15 protein-coding genes and 1 pseudogene are annotated in these 16,143 nt (G+C 62.1%); 11 read left to right on the top strand and 5 right to left on the bottom strand.

All coding sequences use genetic code 11. The annotated features are described in order from the left end of the window. Positions 1 to 98: 98 nt before the first annotated feature. Positions 99 to 1,773, bottom strand: a pseudogene (locus tag GCN78_RS05770) (amidohydrolase). Positions 1,774 to 1,839: 66 nt separating this feature from the next. Continuing rightward, on the bottom strand, positions 1,840 to 2,454 hold the full coding sequence (locus GCN78_RS05765; protein ID WP_152250825.1) for a GNAT family N-acetyltransferase: 615 nt from the start codon (positions 2,452 to 2,454) through the stop codon (positions 1,840 to 1,842). 119 nt (positions 2,455 to 2,573) lie between these two features. Between GCN78_RS05765 and GCN78_RS05760 the strand changes: the two genes are divergently transcribed. Genes GCN78_RS05760 through GCN78_RS05730 form a run of 7 tightly spaced genes read left to right on the top strand, consistent with a single transcriptional unit; the run spans position 2,574 to position 6,675 of the window. Continuing rightward, positions 2,574 to 3,641 carry a hypothetical protein gene (locus GCN78_RS05760; RefSeq protein WP_152250824.1) on the top strand — a complete coding sequence of 356 codons (1,068 nt, stop codon included), beginning with the start codon at positions 2,574 to 2,576 and terminating at the stop codon, positions 3,639 to 3,641. Then, positions 3,529 to 4,095, top strand: a complete 567-nt coding sequence (locus GCN78_RS05755; RefSeq protein WP_152250823.1) for a hypothetical protein — start codon at positions 3,529 to 3,531, stop codon at positions 4,093 to 4,095. Before GCN78_RS05760 ends, GCN78_RS05755 begins: the two co-directional genes overlap by 113 nt. A gap of 13 nt (positions 4,096 to 4,108) precedes the next feature. Then, positions 4,109 to 4,606: a hypothetical protein gene (locus GCN78_RS05750; RefSeq protein WP_152250822.1), complete on the top strand. Its 498-nt coding sequence runs from the start codon at positions 4,109 to 4,111 to the stop codon at positions 4,604 to 4,606. Further along, positions 4,581 to 5,117 carry a hypothetical protein gene (locus GCN78_RS05745; RefSeq protein ID WP_152250821.1) on the top strand — a complete coding sequence of 179 codons (537 nt, stop codon included), beginning with the start codon at positions 4,581 to 4,583 and terminating at the stop codon, positions 5,115 to 5,117. Before GCN78_RS05750 ends, GCN78_RS05745 begins: the two co-directional genes overlap by 26 nt. A 10-nt stretch (positions 5,118 to 5,127) precedes the next feature. Next, positions 5,128 to 5,643: a hypothetical protein gene (locus tag GCN78_RS05740; protein WP_152250820.1), complete on the top strand. Its 516-nt coding sequence runs from the start codon at positions 5,128 to 5,130 to the stop codon at positions 5,641 to 5,643. A gap of 47 nt (positions 5,644 to 5,690) precedes the next feature. Beyond that, positions 5,691 to 6,155: a hypothetical protein gene (locus tag GCN78_RS05735; protein WP_152250819.1), complete on the top strand. Its 465-nt coding sequence runs from the start codon at positions 5,691 to 5,693 to the stop codon at positions 6,153 to 6,155. Between the two features lie 13 nt (positions 6,156 to 6,168). Beyond that, the gene (locus GCN78_RS05730; RefSeq protein WP_152250818.1) at positions 6,169 to 6,675 is read left to right on the top strand and encodes a hypothetical protein; all 507 of its coding nucleotides are present in this window, start codon (positions 6,169 to 6,171) and stop codon (positions 6,673 to 6,675) included. A 7-nt stretch (positions 6,676 to 6,682) separates the two neighbouring features. On the opposite strand, the gene GCN78_RS05725 is transcribed toward GCN78_RS05730, so the two are convergent. From GCN78_RS05725 to ada, 3 genes are all read right to left on the bottom strand, one after another. Further along, positions 6,683 to 8,338 (bottom strand): mechanosensitive ion channel family protein, encoded by a 1,656-nt coding sequence (locus GCN78_RS05725; RefSeq protein ID WP_152250817.1) that lies wholly within the window; start codon positions 8,336 to 8,338, stop codon positions 6,683 to 6,685. Between the two features lie 75 nt (positions 8,339 to 8,413). Beyond that, positions 8,414 to 9,103, bottom strand: a complete 690-nt coding sequence (locus tag GCN78_RS05720) for a 2OG-Fe(II) oxygenase (RefSeq protein ID WP_152250816.1) — start codon at positions 9,101 to 9,103, stop codon at positions 8,414 to 8,416. Then, positions 9,100 to 10,155, bottom strand: coding sequence for a bifunctional DNA-binding transcriptional regulator/O6-methylguanine-DNA methyltransferase Ada (gene ada / locus GCN78_RS05715; RefSeq protein ID WP_152250815.1), 1,056 nt, complete (start codon positions 10,153 to 10,155; stop codon positions 9,100 to 9,102). Before ada ends, GCN78_RS05720 begins: the two co-directional genes overlap by 4 nt. Before the next feature lie 182 nt (positions 10,156 to 10,337). On the opposite strand from ada, the gene hutC reads away from it, so the two are divergent. The 4 genes from hutC to trxA all read left to right on the top strand — a co-directional run bounded on the left by hutC (position 10,338) and on the right by trxA (position 15,998). Then, positions 10,338 to 11,057 (top strand): histidine utilization repressor, encoded by a 720-nt coding sequence (gene hutC / locus GCN78_RS05710; protein WP_152250814.1) that lies wholly within the window; start codon positions 10,338 to 10,340, stop codon positions 11,055 to 11,057. 450 nt (positions 11,058 to 11,507) lie between these two features. After that, the gene (locus tag GCN78_RS05705; protein WP_152250813.1) at positions 11,508 to 14,831 is read left to right on the top strand and encodes a PAS domain-containing hybrid sensor histidine kinase/response regulator; all 3,324 of its coding nucleotides are present in this window, start codon (positions 11,508 to 11,510) and stop codon (positions 14,829 to 14,831) included. Positions 14,832 to 14,899: 68 nt separating this feature from the next. Beyond that, positions 14,900 to 15,358, top strand: a complete 459-nt coding sequence (locus tag GCN78_RS05700; RefSeq protein WP_152250812.1) for a response regulator — start codon at positions 14,900 to 14,902, stop codon at positions 15,356 to 15,358. Positions 15,359 to 15,671: 313 nt separating this feature from the next. After that, positions 15,672 to 15,998: a thioredoxin TrxA gene (gene trxA / locus GCN78_RS05695; RefSeq protein ID WP_034780502.1), complete on the top strand. Its 327-nt coding sequence runs from the start codon at positions 15,672 to 15,674 to the stop codon at positions 15,996 to 15,998. Positions 15,999 to 16,143 lie beyond the last annotated feature (145 nt).

Here is a 16,143-nt window from a genome sequence, read left to right as displayed (position 1 = left end):
CGAGCGGGCGTATCTAGCCCGATACCTGGCCCGCTCTGGTACTCCCAGCATAGGTTGTCTATACAACCAAGTCAACAGGTTTTTCTCGTGCCCGACGCTTACTTTTTCTCGAACACGCGCTGGCCCGCCACCCACGTCTGCAGCACCTGCGTCTTGCCGATGGCCTTTGGTTCCACGGTGAACAAGTCCTGGTCGACGACGATGAAGTCCGCCCATTTGCCCGCTTCCAGGGTGCCGATGACCTTTTCCTGGTGCGCCGCCCAGGCCGCGTCGAGCGTGAAGCAGCGCAGCGCCTGCGTCACCGTCATGGCTTGCTGCGGATACCAGCCGCCAGCCGGGAATCCTTCGCTGTTTTGCCGCGTGACGGCCGCGTGGATGCCTTCGAACGGGTTCGGCGACTCGATGGGGAAGTCGGAACCGCAGGCGATGCGCGAACCTTGCGCAAGGAAGGTGCGCCACGCATACGCGCCCTTGATGCGCTCGTGGCCCACGCGCTGCTCCGCCATGTTCTGGTCGGACGTGGCGTGCGTGGGCTGCATCGACGGCACGATGCCCAGCGCCTTGAAGCGGGGGATGTCGGATAATTGCACCACCTGCGCGTGCTCCATGCGGTGGCGCAGGCCAGCGCCGCGGTACTTCCCGATCAGGGCTGCATAGCCGTCGAGGATCTGATGGTTACCCGCGTCGCCGATGGCGTGCACATTCACCTGGTAACCGGCGCGCATGGCTTTTTCCATCTTCGCGCGCATGGCGCCGTCCGGGTAGAACAGCAAGCCGCTGGTGGAGGGATCGTCGCTGTACGGCGCCAGCAGGGCCGCGCCGCGGCTGCCCAGGGCACCGTCGGACAGCAGTTTGACGGCGCGCAAGGCGTACATGTCGCGCGCATAGCTATTGACAGGGCCGTTTTTCGACAGCGCGTCGAAGTCTTCCGTGGTATCGGCGATCATGCCGTACACGCGCACCGTCAGCTTGCCGTGGTCCGCGTAATCGCGGAACAAGCGGTCCTGCATCTGGCCGATGCCCGCATCGTGCACGCTGGTCAGCCCCACCTGCGACAACTGCGCCAGCGCGCCATCGAGGGCGGCGCGGTTTTCCACGTCGCCCGGCTTGGGCAGCACGGCATCCATCAAGTCCATGGCGCTGTCGACCAGCACGCCGGTGGCGTTGCCGTCCGCGTCGCGGACGATCTTGCCGCCGGCCGGGTCTTGTGTGGCGCGCGTGATGCCGGCCAGCGCCAGCGCGCGGCTGTTGGCCCAGCCCGCGTGACCATCGACCCGACGCAGCCACACGGGCCGCGCGCTTTCCGCCGCATCGAGTTCCGCGGCCGTGGGAAAGCGTCCCAGCTTCCAGATTTCCTGGTTCCAGCCATTGCCGATCACCCAGCTGCGCTCGGGATGCGCTTTGGCGAAGTCGCCCACGGCTTGCACGGCGGCCGGCAGCGACGCAGAACCGTACAGCATCACGCCGCTGGCGATCGTGCCCAGGCCGAAGACGTGACCGTGCGCGTCGATCAGGCCAGGCAGCACGGTTTTTCCCTGCACGTCGACGTGCATGGCGCCCTTGGCCGCCTTGCGTTTCACCTGCGCGGCGCTGCCGACGGCGAGCAGCTTGCCCCCCGTCGTCAAAGGCCAGCGCCGTGAAGCGCAGCACCTTGCCGTTTGCGTCGAGCGTGTAGCCGTTGGCGTTGTCGATGACGGTGTCGGCACGGGCGTAGGCGAAAGTGCCCAGGCAGGCGAGAACGAGCAGGGTGCGGCGCAAGTGCGGGGTCGGCATTTCCATCTCCAGGTCTTTTAGTCGTTAGCAAAAAGACGAGTGTATAGAAATTGGCAAAATGGTCAATCAGGCAGCGGAAGGTGGTCGTACCATCAGCCAGTAGTCGCAGCCCGTCACGGCTTCCGCGTAGCGTCCCGCCGCCACGAACCCCAGGCGGGCATAGAACGGCAGGCTGCGCTCGTTGTAGGTCTCCAGGAAGCATGCGGCACGCGCCGCATCGACGGCCGCCAGGCCCGGCGCCAGCACGGACGCACCCAGCCCCTGCCCCTGCGCGGCGGGAGCGATGCCGGCGATCGACAAATACCACGCGTCTTGCAGACCATGCGGCGCCAGTGCGTGCTCCATGTTCGCGACGATGGCCGTGAAATGCGCGAAGCCGCGCTCCCCCAGCAGCGTGCGCAAGGCGGCTTCGCGCTGCGCGTAGGCGGCCTGGCGCAGGGCCGCCGGCGTATCCGTCGTCCAGATGGCGGCGCCATTGCCCGCCGCATCGGCCAGGTCAACGCGCCCCGCCTGCTCGCCCTCGGCCAGCGCCAGCGCGAAGTACGCCTCCAGCATGGCCAGCCGCGCCGCTTCGTCCTCGCCACATGCCACCGTGACGGTGCGGTAGAACGGATCGCCGGCCAGGGCGGCGGCCAGGCTGCGGGCGGTGCGGGAGACTTCGGTGTGGGATGGGCTGGACATGGGGACTCTTTCTTCTCATTGAAACGCCCGGCATCTTAACGCAAGCGCATAGGCCTTGCGCCCGGTCAATACCTGCATGGCGGTGCGGGCCTACGCTGGCGTTTTATCGCGGAGTCCCCATGGCCAGGCACCATGTCATCAGCACCACCGCGTGCGACGTGTTCTTCAAGCTCGTGGCGCACCAGAAGAGCAGCCTGGGTGCGCACTTCGACAGCATGATCGTCACCTTCAGCGCCGACGGCCAGCCGGTACGCGGCGCGGCCCTGCGCGAGGCAAAAAGTGGCTGCGAACTGCACCGCCTGGCCGGCCAGCCCGACGAATGCTGGTGCTGCGGCTACGACGAGCAGCTGGAATTCGTCTCGCCCGCCAACGTGCCGCTGGCGCACGCCGACTACCGGCTCACCTTGAGCAATGGCGAAACGTGGACGGGGACGACGGATGCGAAGGGGCGCACGGGGCGCGTCGCCAGCAAGCGGGAGGAGCAGATAACGATGGTGGAATTTTTCCCGCAAGAAGATAGCCTTCCCTGCTGCTTCGCCGCACCTGTCCCGGTGAAGCCGACGGCGATCATACTGGAACTACAAGACGTAAAAACTACCGACAAGGATATCGATACATCAGTAAAACAGGTAAAAATCGATAGCATGGCTCGCCCACTTACCCAGGGTGAAATAGACATGGCATGGATGATCTTTGAAGATGCCGTCGACTATAGCAAAATCAAAATTCACAAGAGGCCTTATCTATGGCTGCTCCAACCAAAAAACACTGCCATGACACCCAATGGGGAAATGTACTTCCATGAGTCGAGATTTCTGGACGATTTTTCCAGTACTGATAGGATCCGGCGCCGTTGGTTCATTCACGAAATGGTCCATGTTTGGCAGTATCAACTGAGATACCCGGTGGCAATGCGGGGCGCATTCAGAATTGGGTTGGGCTATAACTATGAGCTCAGCCACACAAAAAGACTAGCTGACTACAACATGGAAGCACAAGGGGATCTACTGGCTGACTACTATGCGTTAAAGTATTTGAAGCATCCGCCAACGATGCAACAGGAGCAATATGCCAATGACCAAGCACTATACGAAGAAGTACTCAGTGACTTTTTCACAGACAGAAAAAGCGAAAAAAATTTACCTGGCGGCAATATCGAGCGTGCTCCTCTCGTCGATATCCCTTGAAGTATCCGCAAGATCGCGCATCGCCGACGCAGAAGTAAGTTCGGTTGACGGCGTACCGTGTTTCACAATCTCACAGAAGGAAGAAAATCGCAACGGCCAGCCACTCCTGGGAGCACTCAGCATTTCAGACCTGTCAGAAAAACCCGCCGTTGGTGTGTGGAGTTTTTATATGACTGGTGGAAAAAAAGTACCGCTCTCGTCAAAAAGCTGCCTTCGGTATGCTGATCTTCCTCAGGGAGCGAACGGCATGCCCGCCCCTGAACTGCAAACAGGACGGGTCTACAGCATTTTCCTCAATGGAAGGCCAAATGATCCTTCCGACCCCACCTATGGTTACATGGGAAAATTTTGCATAGTAGCCACATCCACTGGTGAACGACAAATCATCGCCATTGGCAGCGACACGCCAGCTTGGAGACAGGATAGTTGCCCGGAGCATTCGCTCATCAGATAGTGCGAGGTTCGCCATGCCATATCGTCACACACTGTTATTCCTGCTTGCCACGCTGACGACTATCGATGCCTCGGCATGGTCGCGCATCGCTGACGCCCACGTTAGCTCTGTCAACGGCATACCCTGCTTTTCAATTACAAAAAAGGAAGAGACGCGCAATGGCCTGCCATTTCTTGGCGCACTAATGGTTTCTGACATGTCCGTGCAACCGGTAAAAGAAGTATGGGGATTCTCCCTGCCGCCAGACATGGCGTTAGCCATCCGTGCCAGCACATGCATCCGCTATGGAAGCATGCCTACCGGCGCGACGGGCATACGCGCAGAAAAACTGATACCCGGGCATTTCTATAGCGTATTCCTGAATGGCAGCCCCAAAGATCCGTCCGATCCAACGTATGGCTATCAAGGAAAATTCTGCGTGAGAACTACGGCTGCTGGCGGTCAGCAAGTCATTCCCATCAACAGCGACATGCAGGCATGGATCGATGAAGTCTGCCCAACGCCTCCTTAGCAACATGCCCTTGCGTCATCAAACGCTGTTCATACTGCTCGCGTTCTCGAGCATGAACAGCGACGCGCGCTCACGCATGGCCGATGCCGAAGTCACCTCGATCAATGGCGTGCCCTGCTTTAGCATTTCAAAAAAGGAAGAGAGGCGTAACGGCCAGCCCTTCCTCGGCGCCTTGGGCGTGTCAGACATGACGGTCAAGCCAACGACGGAAATATGGGGGTTTCTCATGACAGGTGGCAAGAAAATTCCGTTGTCATCAGCAAATTGCATTCTTTATGGAAGAATTCCAGCCAGTGCGGAAGCTGCGCCGGCTCCTGAACTGAAGTCCGGCAGGGTGTACGAAGTATTTTTGAATGGCAGGTCTATGGATGCTGCCGATCCAACCTATGGATACGTGGCGAAATTCTGCCTAGTCCAGCAGGTCTCTGCCAAGCCACGTCTTGTCGTCATCCAAAGCGATACACAGGCCTGGATGGATGATACGTGCCCAGCCAAAAATCCTGTCCCATAGAAGGTATGCCATGAATCATCGCCACCGTATTCTTTGTCTGCTGGCGACCTTGACGAGCATGGATGCCGCGGCGTGGTCGCGCATGGCCGAAGCCGAGATTAGCTCATTCAAAGGCATACCATGCTTTACCATTTCAAAAAAAGAAGAACGCCGCAATGGAACGCCAATGCTGGGCGCACTCATGGTTTACGATATCTCCATAAAGCCGCCTGTAGAAGTCTGGTCCTTCATTCTCCCTGGAGCGACGACCCTCCCCATGCATGCAAAAACCTGCTATTTGTATGGCCAAGTACCGGCAGGAGCCGAATCGACTGCCGTGACGATGCTGAAAACAGACAGGATGTACAGCGTCTTTTTGAATGGCAGGCCGGATGACCCATCTGACTCGACCTACGGCTACAAAGGGAAATTCTGTCTCGTCACGACAGCCAACAGCGGCCAACAGGTCATTCCCATCAAGCGCGATATGCGGGCCTGGATCGATGAAGTTTGTCCAGCAAACATCCAAGCACAAAAAGGCCAATAATGCCCGTCTGCCACAAGAGCCTATCGGTACTCGCCTTGATGACCTGCATGAGTGCCTCGGCCACCTCCCGCATGGCATACGCGGAAGTACAGCTAAAAAATGGCACTCCCTGTTTCACCATTTCGCAAAAAGAAGAAGCGCGTAACGGGGTTCCGCAGATTAGTGCGGTCGTACTGACAGATGTATCCGTCAAACCTGCAGTAGAAGTATGGTCTTTTCTTTTACCGGGCGCAGCGACTATTCCTGTGCATGCCAAGTCCTGCCTTCTGTATGGAGTTGCACCAGCAACAGCAGAGGTCAAGCCACCCAAAGCCCCGCCGCTGAAAACAGGACGGATGTATGACGTCTTCCTGAACGGTGGGCCAGCCGATCCCTCAGATCCTACTCGCGGTTACGTAGGGAAATTTTGCTTAATCAGCGGCATCTCTGAGGAGCGCAAAATTCTCCGTATCGACAGCGATAGCCAAGCCTGGATAGATGAAATCTGTCCAGAACAGTCGCTCATCAGATAGTGCGAGGGTCGCCATGCCATATCGTCACACACTGTTATTCCTGCTTGCCACGCTGACGACTATCGATGCCTCGGCATGGTCGCGCATCGCTGACGCCCACGTTAGCTCTGTCAACGGCATACCCTGCTTTTCAATTACAAAAAAGGAAGAGACGCGCAATGGCCTGCCATTTCTTGGCGCACTCATGGTTTCAGACATGTCCGTGCGACCGGTAAAGGAAGTATGGGGGTTCTCCCTGCCGCAAGACATGGCGTTAGCCATCCGTGCCAGCACATGCATCCGCTATGGAAACGTGCCTACCGGTGCAACGGGCATACGCGCAGAAAAACTGATACCCGGGCATTTCTATAGCGTATTCCTGAATGGTAGCCCCAAAGATCCGTCCGATCCGACCTATGGTTACCAAGGAAAATTCTGCGTGGTGGCGACGGAGGCCGGAGCTCAGAAAGTCATTCCTATTGACAGCGACATGCAGGAGTGGCGCACTGAAATCTGCCCAGCCCATCCATCACTCCCATAATTCAACGTTATTTATCTTCCTCCCCCCGCTTCGCCGGCGCCCTGAACCATTCACCGGGCGGCACTACATGCGACTCTTTCGGGTCATCGATGTAGTGCGGCGAGGTGATCTGCACGTCGAACTCGTTGAAGACGTCGATGATGTTCTGGTGCAAGCGGTTCAGCACTTCGGCGCGCTGGCGGGGGACTTCGGCGCTGGCGTAGGCGACGAGGCGGTATTGCACGTAGTAATCCTGCAGGGCCAGCTGCATCACGTAGGGTTTTGGCGTGGTCGACAGTTCCGTCGTGCGGGACGCGGCCAGTTCCAGCATGGCATGCACTTGCCGCCATGGCGTCGCGTAGCCGATGGTGACGGTGGAGTCGAGCACGAAGCCGCCGCCGGGCTGGGCGCGCGAATAGTTCTTCGTCGTTTGCGACATCACCCACGCGTTCGGCAAGGCGACCTCTTCGCCCAGGCCCGTGCGCAGGCGCGTTTCGAACATGCCCACGTCGACCACCGTGCCCTCGCTGTCGCCCACGCGCACATATTCTCCCTTGCGCAGGGCGCGCGTGTACATCAGGATCAGGCCGCTGGCGCCCTGGCCCACGATGCTCGACGCGCCGATCGACACCATCAGGCCCACCAGCACGGACAGGCCCTGGAAGGCGGCCGTGTGCGAACCGGGCAGATACGGATACGCCATGGCCAGCGCGAACAGCCAGATCACCACGCTGGCGATGCGGCGCGTCGGCAGGGCCGTGTCCTTGTCGAGCCAGCCGATCTGCAGTTCGCCGCTTTCCACCCGTTTGAACAGCGAGGCGGCCGTGGCGGCGATCAGGCGCGCGATGGCGAAGATCACACAGACCAGCACCAGCCCCGGCAAGGCGCCGATGATGGCGTGGAAGACGTCGGCCGCCACGTCGAACAGGTAGCCGCTCAGGCTTTCGCCCCAGGAACGCGTGTACGGCAGGCGGCCCAGCACGAAGGCGGCCCACAGATAGGTGGCCATCAGGCGCAAGCCCCACAGGACGGCGCTGAGCAGTTGATACGCGAAGGCGATGTAGTGTTCGGCGTCGAGCACGCGCACATTCTTCAGGCGCACGTCGCGCAGGCGCGAGGCCAGCAGGATGCCGCTGCGGCGCTTGGCCCAGCGGTACAGGCGCGTCAAGCCCATCCATACGAGCCAGAACACGAGGGTGGCGACGGCGCACACGGCGGCGGCGATGGCCAGGTAGCGCCAGCTGCCCTGCTCGCGGTAGTCGAGCACGGCCTTGCGCAATTCCTCGGCCGCCGTTTTCGCCACGCTTTCCGTCGTGTCGCCCGCCAGTTGGTTGACGTCGCCAGGCACGACGACGAACAGTTGCACGCCATCGAGCAGCACTTGCGTGCCTTCGGGAATCATGCGCGTGCTCGTCTGCAAGGGGCCATTCTTCGCCAGCACGCCTTCCAGGCGGCGCTGCGCGCCGATGGCGCGTTCATCGGGCGGATAGCCGGCCAGCGCGGCGCGGAAGACGAACACCTTGCGGTTCGCAAACATCAGCGGCGCCGTCCTGGCCGCCGCGGCTGGTGACGGCGCGATGGCGGTCGCGGCCTCCGCAACAAGCGCGGGCACGCCATCGTCCGCGTGGGCGGTGGGCAGCAGGAACATGGTCAACAGGCACAACAGGCGGAGCAACGCGGACATGGCAGAAAGGAAAGAGTGACTGGGAGTAGGCATCATGCCATGTAATCCTGGAAACTCAAGCGCCGCAGCTACAGTTCAGCTCGCATCATGAAAAATGATGCCCAAGGTGTGACGCAAGCCCGAACGCAGGCGCGATACGCCGTGGCGCATGTTGACGCGGTAGCTGCCGCGCGTGCCATGCACGGGGCGCTGCGCCACGGGAAAGAGCACGGCGTCGCCCTGCGCCAGCGGCACGACCTCGGCGCGCGACTGCATGCGCGGGCGCTGCTCCGTCAGCACGAACTCGCCGCCCGAGAAATCGTCTTGCGGGCGCGACAACAATACGGCCAGTTGCAGCGGAAACACATGCTCGCCATACAGATCCTGGTGCAGGCAGTTGTAATCGCCTGCGCGGTAGCGCAGCAGCAAGGGCGTGGGCCTGGTTTGCCCCGCCGCATGGCAGCGCGCGAGGAAATCGGCGTGACTGGCCGGAAAGCGCGTCTCCAGGCCCATGCTGGCGTGCCAGCGGTTGGCGATGGCGGCCAGCGGCCCGTACAGCTGTTCGCGCAAGGCAGCCACGATGTCGGGCAAGGGATAGGCGAAATACTGGTACTCGCCTTGCCCAAAACCATGACGCTGCATCACCACCTTGCTGCGAAAGCGCGACGTGTCGTCATACTGCGCCGCCAGCGCGGCGCAGGTGTCAGCATCGAGCAAGCCCGGCAAGACGGCGCAACCGTATTGATTCAGCTCATCCTCGATTTGCCGCCAGTCCAGCGCCTTCACCGTTCGCCCTCGCGTTCCAGCAGCGCCTGCTTGCGCTCCACGCCCCAGCGGTAGCCGGACAGCGCGCCATCGTTGCGCACCACGCGGTGGCAGGGGATGGCGACGGCCAGGGCATTGGCCGCGCAGGCGCCCGCCACGGCACGCGCGCCTTGCGGGGAGCCGATGCGGCGCGCCAGCTCGGCATAGCTGACCGTGCTGCCGGCGGGAATCTCGCGCAGGGCTTGCCACACGCGCTGCTGGAACACCGTGCCGCGCACGTCGAGCGGCAAGTCCAGTCCCAGGCCTGGCGCCTCGACCAGGCCGACCACCTGCGCCACCGTTTTCTCGTACTCGGGCTCGGCGCCGCGCAGCTCGGCGCGGGGGAAACGGTCCTGCAAGTCGCGCAGCAGCACTTCCGGGTCGTCATCGATCAAGATCGCGCAAATGCCCTTGTCCGTGCTGGCCACGAGGATGGCGCCCAGCGAGCAGGCGCCGATGGCAAAGCGGATCACGGCACCGTTGCCGCCGGCGCGGAATGCGCCCGGCGTCATGCCCAGCAAGCCCGGCGTGGCGGCGTACAGGCGGCCGCTGGAATTGAAGCCGGCCGCGTACAACGTTTCCGTGACGTTGCCTGCGCCCTGCAAGCCGGCCTTCAGGCGCTCGCCGCGCCGCGCCGCCGCGTACGCTTTCGGCGTGATGCCCGTGTGCACCTTGAAGACGCGGTGAAAGTGAAAGCGGCTCATGCCGGCCGCCTTCGCCAGGCTGTCCAGGTCAGGCAACTCGTCACTGGCGTCGATCAGGCGGCAGATGTCGGCCACGATGGCCGCCTGGCGCTGGGCCAGCGGCGGCAAGTTGGGTTTGCAGCGCAGGCAGGGACGAAACCCGGCCGCCTCCGCCTGCTCGCACGTGGCGTGGAAAGCCACGTTGCGGCGCAAGGCGGGACGCGCGGCGCAGGATGGCCGGCAATACACGCCCGTCGTGCGCACAGAATAGTAAAAGAGGCCGTCGGCGTCGGGCGCGCGCCGCTGCAGGGCGTCCCAGCGTTCATCGTCGGTCAGGTAAGCGTGTTCCATGGCGAACTCCGTGCAAGTCTATAGTCAATCTCCAGCATAGCCAGCGCGCGCGCGCGCCACACTCCGGCGCTTGCTTTTGAATTCAAAAAAAAGGCTGGCGGCAGGCATCGTGCTCGGTGCTAAAATCGGCCATCGCGCCTCCAGCCGGCGGCGCGCCCTGCCCGCGCCTCGGAGAAACCGCATTGGACGACCACAATACCCAAGAAAATACGCCCATTTTCCAGCGTATCAAGGATTTTCTGCTGGCCGGCATCGCCGCCGGACGCTGGAAGGAAGGCGACGTGATTCCCTCCGAGCAAGCCCTGGTGAAACAATTCGGCGTCTCGCGCATGACGGTCAACCGCGCCGTGCGCGAACTGACCAGCGAGCAAGTGCTGACGCGGCGCCAGGGATCCGGCACCTATGTGGCGCAGCAGAAATACCAGGCGACCTTGTTGGAAATCAAGAGTATCGCCGATGAAGTGCGGGCGCGCGGACATATCCACCGCAGCAGCTTGCAATTGCTGGAACGCACCAAGGCCTCCGACTTGCTGGCCAAGCAATTCGGCCTGCCGCCGGAACACGCGCTGTTCCATTCGCTGATCGTGCATTTTGAAAACGGCGTGCCGATCCAGGTGGAAGACCGCTGGGTCAATCCCGAGTGCGCGCCCGACTACATGACGCAGGATTTTTCCAGCATCACGCCGAACGAATACCTGATGGCCGCCGCGCCCCTGCAGGGAGCGACGTACAGCATCGAAGCGCTGTCGGCGCCGCGCGACATCGCCGAAATGCTGGCCATCGACACCAAACAGCCATGCCTGGTGCTGCGCCGCCAGACGCGCTCGGGCGGCAAGATCGCCTCGATCGCCACCATGTGGCATCCCGGACACCGCTATCAGTTCGCCGGCAGCTTTAGCTGAGAACACCTGAAAAACCTACTGCGCGTCGCGCTTTGCGGCCTGTGATGCTCACCGTGCTACAGCACGGTTGCGCTTCTCAGCCACAAATCGCTGCCGCTCGCTACGGTTTTATCAGGCGTCTTCCCATCTGGTGGTTCAGTAGCACGATTTCGCGCCAACTTTCTCACGAATTCTCACCAAATCGCGAAAAAAACAGCCATTTCGGGGTGAAAAAAATCCCGTTTTGGCCGTTTCTGAACTTAAATACTCCGAGTAAATATTCGATGCTATAGTTGCCGCCAGAAAGCGCCGCAGGCGCTTATTTGAGCGCGCCTCATGTACTGCCAGCCTAGTTCAATCACGCCCCAGAAAGGGATGCATTTGTCGTATTGCAGCCACACGAGTTTCAGCGCATCACGCCCCCGGCGCCCTGCGCTGCGCCGGCTCGCTCATACGATGCTGGCGGCAGGCATGACGCTGGCGCTGCCGGTGCAGGCGGCGGTGCACGGCATGGCGCCAACACTGCTGTGGCCGTATGCTGCCGCCAGCGCCACCGCCCTGGCAGGACTGGCTTGCTGGCAAGCCTGGCGCCTGCGCCGGCAGTTGCATCGCCAGCCCCAGCCGGCGCAAGCCCAGGCCGAACAGGATGCCGTGCAAGCCTTGCGCGGCGCGGCACTGGCTGGCTGGACCTGGCGGCGCCAGTCCGGCCACCTGCAGTTCGCGCCCCAATACCAGGACGTGTTGGGCGACAAGAATGCCAAACTCGAGCATGCACTGGCCGACTGGCTGGCCGAAGTCCACCGCGATGACCGGGCACGCCTGAGCCTGGTCTTTCGCCAGCATCTGGATGGCCAGGCACCCGGCACCTTCAATTGCGAATTCCGTTTGCGGCACAGCGACGGCCACTGGCGCTGGCTGCTGGCGCGCGGCGCCGTCCTGTCGCGCGCCTCGGATGGCGCCGCCACGCAGGCCAGCGGCATCGTCTGCGATATCAGCGAGCGCAAGCAGGACGAACAATCGCGCATGCGCTCGATGCTGGAAGCGGCACCCGAAGCCATGCTGGTGGCCGACGTGGAAGGCAAGGTGCATTACGCCAACCAGATCGGCGCGCGCTGCTTCGGCTATCCGCTTGCCGAATTGACGGGCATGTCGCTGGAGCAATTGGTACCGGAAAGCACGACCAGCCAGTCCGTGGGCGACCCGCAAGCGCGGCACAGCCTGCCAGGCCGCGTGATGATGGCGCGCCGCCGCGACGGCACGCACTTCCCCGCCAAGGTCAGCCTGTCGCCGTTGCGCATGGCCGGCCAGGTGTTTTCCATCGTCTCGCTGCGCGACATGACGCAGCGGCAACGCGCCGAGGAAGCGCTGCACGCCAGTTCGGAACGCTACCGCCTGATCGTGCAAACGGCCGCGGAAGGCATCTGGATGACGGATGCGCACGGCAAGACCACGTTCGTCAACCCGAAGATGGCGCACATGCTGGGCTACACGGTGCAGGAAATGCTGGGCCGTCCCCTGCTCGACTTCATGGACCGCGACAGCCAGCTGCTGATGCAGCGGCGCCTGGCCAGCCACGGCAGTCAGGCCAGCCAGCCGGACCAGGTCGATTTCCGCTTCTTCCGCAAGGATCAGTCCAGCCTGTGGGGCTTGCTGTCGAGCACCAGCATCCAGTCGGACAATGGCGAACCGGGCGGCACGCTGGCGATGATCACCGACATCACCGAGCGGCGCCAGGCGTCGATCGCCCTGTCGAACTCGAGCCAGCGCATGGCCTCCGTATTCGGCGCCGTGACGAACGGCCTGGTGGTGCAGGACAGCCACGGCCACATCCTGGAAAGCAATGCCGCCGCCGAACGCATGCTGGCGGCCAGTCCGGCCGGCAACAGTCTGTGGCAAGCCATCCGCGAGGACGGTTCCGCCTTCGACCAGCGCAGCCATCCCGTGCACATCACCTTGTCGACGGGTGTCGCCATGCGCGACGTGCTGATGGGCGTGCAGCAGCCCGACGGCAGCCTGTCGTGGCTATCCGTGAATACCGAGGCCATCCGCGATGAATATGGCAAGGTGGGCATGGTGGTGGCCAGCCTGACGGACATCACGTATCACAAGCGCAGCGAGAGCGCCTTGCGCGAACTCAATGAACATCTGGAAGAGCGCGTGGCGCAGCGCACGGAGCAGCTCGACCAGGCCAAGCAGGTGGCCGAAGAAGCGAGCCTGGCGAAGGGACAATTCCTGGCCAACATGAGCCATGAAATCCGCACGCCGATGAATGGCGTGATCGGCATGGCGTATCTGGCCTTGAAGACGGACCTGGAACCGCGCCAGCGCGACTACCTGGAAAAAATCCGCTTCGCCGGCGAGCACTTGCTGGGCATCATCGACGATATCCTCGACATCTCGAAAATCGAGGCGGGCAAGCTGGAAATCGAGCGCGTCAACTTCAGTTTCGACCACGTGGTGCAAACCCTGATGACGGTGGTGGCGCCGCGCGCCGCCGGCAAGAACCTGGAATTGCTGTTCGAAATCGACCCGCAATTGCCCGCCGTGCTCGTGGGCGACCCGCTGCGCCTGGGGCAAGTGCTGATCAACTACGCCAATAACGCCATCAAGTTCAGCGAACAGGGCAGCATTACCGTGAAAGTGCGCCGGGTGGTGGCGGATGCGAAACACTGCCTGGTGCGCTTCGAAGTGTGCGACCACGGCATCGGCCTGTCGCAGGATGAAATGAGTAAATTGTTCCAGTCCTTCCAGCAAGCCGACACCTCCACCACGCGCGAATATGGCGGCACGGGCCTGGGCCTGGCCATCTGCAAGCAGCTGGCGCAGCTGATGGGCGGCGACGTGGGCGTCGACAGCCGTCCCGGCGCCGGCAGCACCTTCTGGTTCACGGCCAACCTGGGTATTTCGGACCAGGCCGCGCCCGCCATGCTCGACAGCATGGTGCAGACGGCGGCCGCCATGCGCGCCAGCGCCGACGCGGCCCTGGTGATGCGCACGCTCAAGCATGCGCGCATCCTGCTGGTGGAAGACAACACGTTCAATCAACAGGTGGCGCTGGAATTGCTGGAGGAAGCGGGCGCCTCCGTCTGCCTGGCCAACAATGGCGAGGAAGCGCTCGATCTGCTGCGCCAGACGCAATTCGACTGCGTGCTGATGGACGTGCAGATGCCGCTGATGGATGGCTTGCAGGCGACGCGCCTCATCCGCGCCGACCCGCAGCTGGCGCACCTGCGCGTGCTGGCCATGACGGCCACGGCCACCAGCGAAGACCGCGTGCGCTGCCTGGAAGCGGGCATGGACGACTTCATTTCCAAGCCCATCCAGCCGGCCATGATGTACCAGACCATCGCCAGCTGGCTGCCGGCGCACGAAACGCCGCCGCCACCGGCGCGCAGCCGCGCCGCGCCCGCCTTCAAGACCACCCTGGCGGGCGACCCGCAGGTGATCGACCTGTCCATCCTGGCCAAGTTACTGGGCTACAACCCGGAAAAGGTGCGCAAGTTCGCCTTCAAGTTCCTGCAGACGACGCAGGATGGCTTTGGCGACATCGACGCGGCCCTGGCGCGCGGCGACGTGCACCAGGTGCGCGAACTGGGGCACCGCATCAAGTCGTCGGCGCGCACCGTAGGCGCCCTGGGGCTCGCCGAGCTGTGCCACAACCTGGAAACCCTGGCGCCGGGCGAACCGGCCGACGAGGCGGAGCGGGCACAGCGCATCGTCGCGCGCCTGTGGCCCCTGCTGGAACAGATTACCGAACAAATCATGAATAACACCAGCTTTGCCAACGACGATTAGCCACCGCCAGTGCGTTGAGGCAAGGTATCGGCATCGACAGCGATGCATATCAACAGAAGGACATGACGATGAACACTGTATCAAACCAAGCAAGCCGGGAACACAATGAAGCAGGCCTGGCGCCGTTGCGCGTGCTGCTGCTGGACGACGACGTTTTCATGCTCGACGTGCTCAGCGACATGCTCGAGCAGATGGGTCCGTTCGACATCCGCTGCGAGTCGCACAGCGAACAGGCGCTGGCCACCCTGAAGCAGCACCAGCCCGACCTGCTGATCTGCGACCTGTCCATGCCCGACATCGACGGCATCGAATTCTTGCGCATGGCGGCTGAAAACGGCTTCCGCGGCGGCGTGGTCCTGCTGTCGGGCCTGCATTCGGCCGTGCGCCTGGCGGCCGAACGCCTGGCCATGGCCAATGGCCTGCATATCCTGGGCACCTTCCGCAAGCCGATGGAAAGCGCGGAATTGCAGCTGATGGTGAACTTGCAATTGCAGCACACGGCACGTCTGGCCGGCGCGCGAGCCTGAGCGTGGAGGGGGGGCGGCAGGGCGGACGCGGCGCTGCGGGCCAGCGGGCATGCGGCTTTGCCGCCCTGCCGGCACGCGCGGCAGCGATATGCTGGCGATATGCCTCAAGTTTTTCTGCAATAATCGCCACGCTTTGAAAAAATGGGTTATTATTTCAGCCATCCCCGCCTGCATACCTCTGGTCGCACCTTCCAAGACATTGAAGTCGTGCCCATTGTCCCCATCTTCTCACTGCATTCCAGGAAGCATGGATGGCGAACCAGCGTATGGTGAATTCCAGGCATTATTGATCCCACCCTCATTTGAGGAAAATATGAGCGAAAATATCAAACACATTAGCGATGCATCTTTTGAAGCAGACGTCCTGAAATCCGAGTTGCCAGTACTGGTCGACTTCTGGGCAGAATGGTGCGGTCCCTGCAAGGCCATCGCCCCGATCCTGGAAGAAGTGGCCAAGGAATACGCCGGCCGCATCCAGATCGCCAAGATGGACGTGGACGCCAATCAGGCAGTGCCTGCGAAGTTCGGCATCCGCGGCATCCCGACCCTGATCCTGTTCAAGGATGGTGTCGCAGCTGCGCAAAAAGTGGGCGCCATGGCCAAGGGCCAGTTGACCGCTTTCGTCGACAGCAACATTTAATGTATGATAGGCAGCGCTGCGCCCGCAGCGCCGCCTGACTGGAACGTCCGGGAAGCCGCTTTGCCTCATTCGTGCACAGCCTTCCCAATCATTAATCAACGCCACGCAGTCCCCTCCCCTACCTTTACATCCCGTCTCGGGACAC

Source organism: Janthinobacterium rivuli (assembly GCF_009208735.1).
Lineage (GTDB): Bacteria > Pseudomonadota > Gammaproteobacteria > Burkholderiales > Burkholderiaceae_D > Janthinobacterium.
Note: the sequence above shows the minus strand (reverse complement) of the source record. Positions and strands in the feature narration are given on the sequence as shown.

Coding starts and splice junctions, on each gene's coding strand:
- GCN78_RS05745 (WP_152250821.1), top strand. CDS start 4,581: ATGAAGTCTGCCCAACGCCTCCTTAGCAACATGCCCTTGCGTCATCAA.
- GCN78_RS05750 (WP_152250822.1), top strand. CDS start 4,109: ATGCCATATCGTCACACACTGTTATTCCTGCTTGCCACGCTGACGACT.
- GCN78_RS05740 (WP_152250820.1), top strand. CDS start 5,128: ATGAATCATCGCCACCGTATTCTTTGTCTGCTGGCGACCTTGACGAGC.
- GCN78_RS05755 (WP_152250823.1), top strand. CDS start 3,529: ATGACCAAGCACTATACGAAGAAGTACTCAGTGACTTTTTCACAGACA.
- GCN78_RS05735 (WP_152250819.1), top strand. CDS start 5,691: ATGAGTGCCTCGGCCACCTCCCGCATGGCATACGCGGAAGTACAGCTA.
- GCN78_RS05760 (WP_152250824.1), top strand. CDS start 2,574: ATGGCCAGGCACCATGTCATCAGCACCACCGCGTGCGACGTGTTCTTC.
- trxA (WP_034780502.1), top strand. CDS start 15,672: ATGAGCGAAAATATCAAACACATTAGCGATGCATCTTTTGAAGCAGAC.
- GCN78_RS05705 (WP_152250813.1), top strand. CDS start 11,508: ATGACGCTGGCGCTGCCGGTGCAGGCGGCGGTGCACGGCATGGCGCCA.
- ada (WP_152250815.1), bottom strand. CDS start 10,155: ATGGAACACGCTTACCTGACCGACGATGAACGCTGGGACGCCCTGCAG.
- GCN78_RS05700 (WP_152250812.1), top strand. CDS start 14,900: ATGAACACTGTATCAAACCAAGCAAGCCGGGAACACAATGAAGCAGGC.
- GCN78_RS05765 (WP_152250825.1), bottom strand. CDS start 2,454: ATGTCCAGCCCATCCCACACCGAAGTCTCCCGCACCGCCCGCAGCCTG.
- GCN78_RS05730 (WP_152250818.1), top strand. CDS start 6,169: ATGCCATATCGTCACACACTGTTATTCCTGCTTGCCACGCTGACGACT.
- GCN78_RS05725 (WP_152250817.1), bottom strand. CDS start 8,338: ATGTCCGCGTTGCTCCGCCTGTTGTGCCTGTTGACCATGTTCCTGCTG.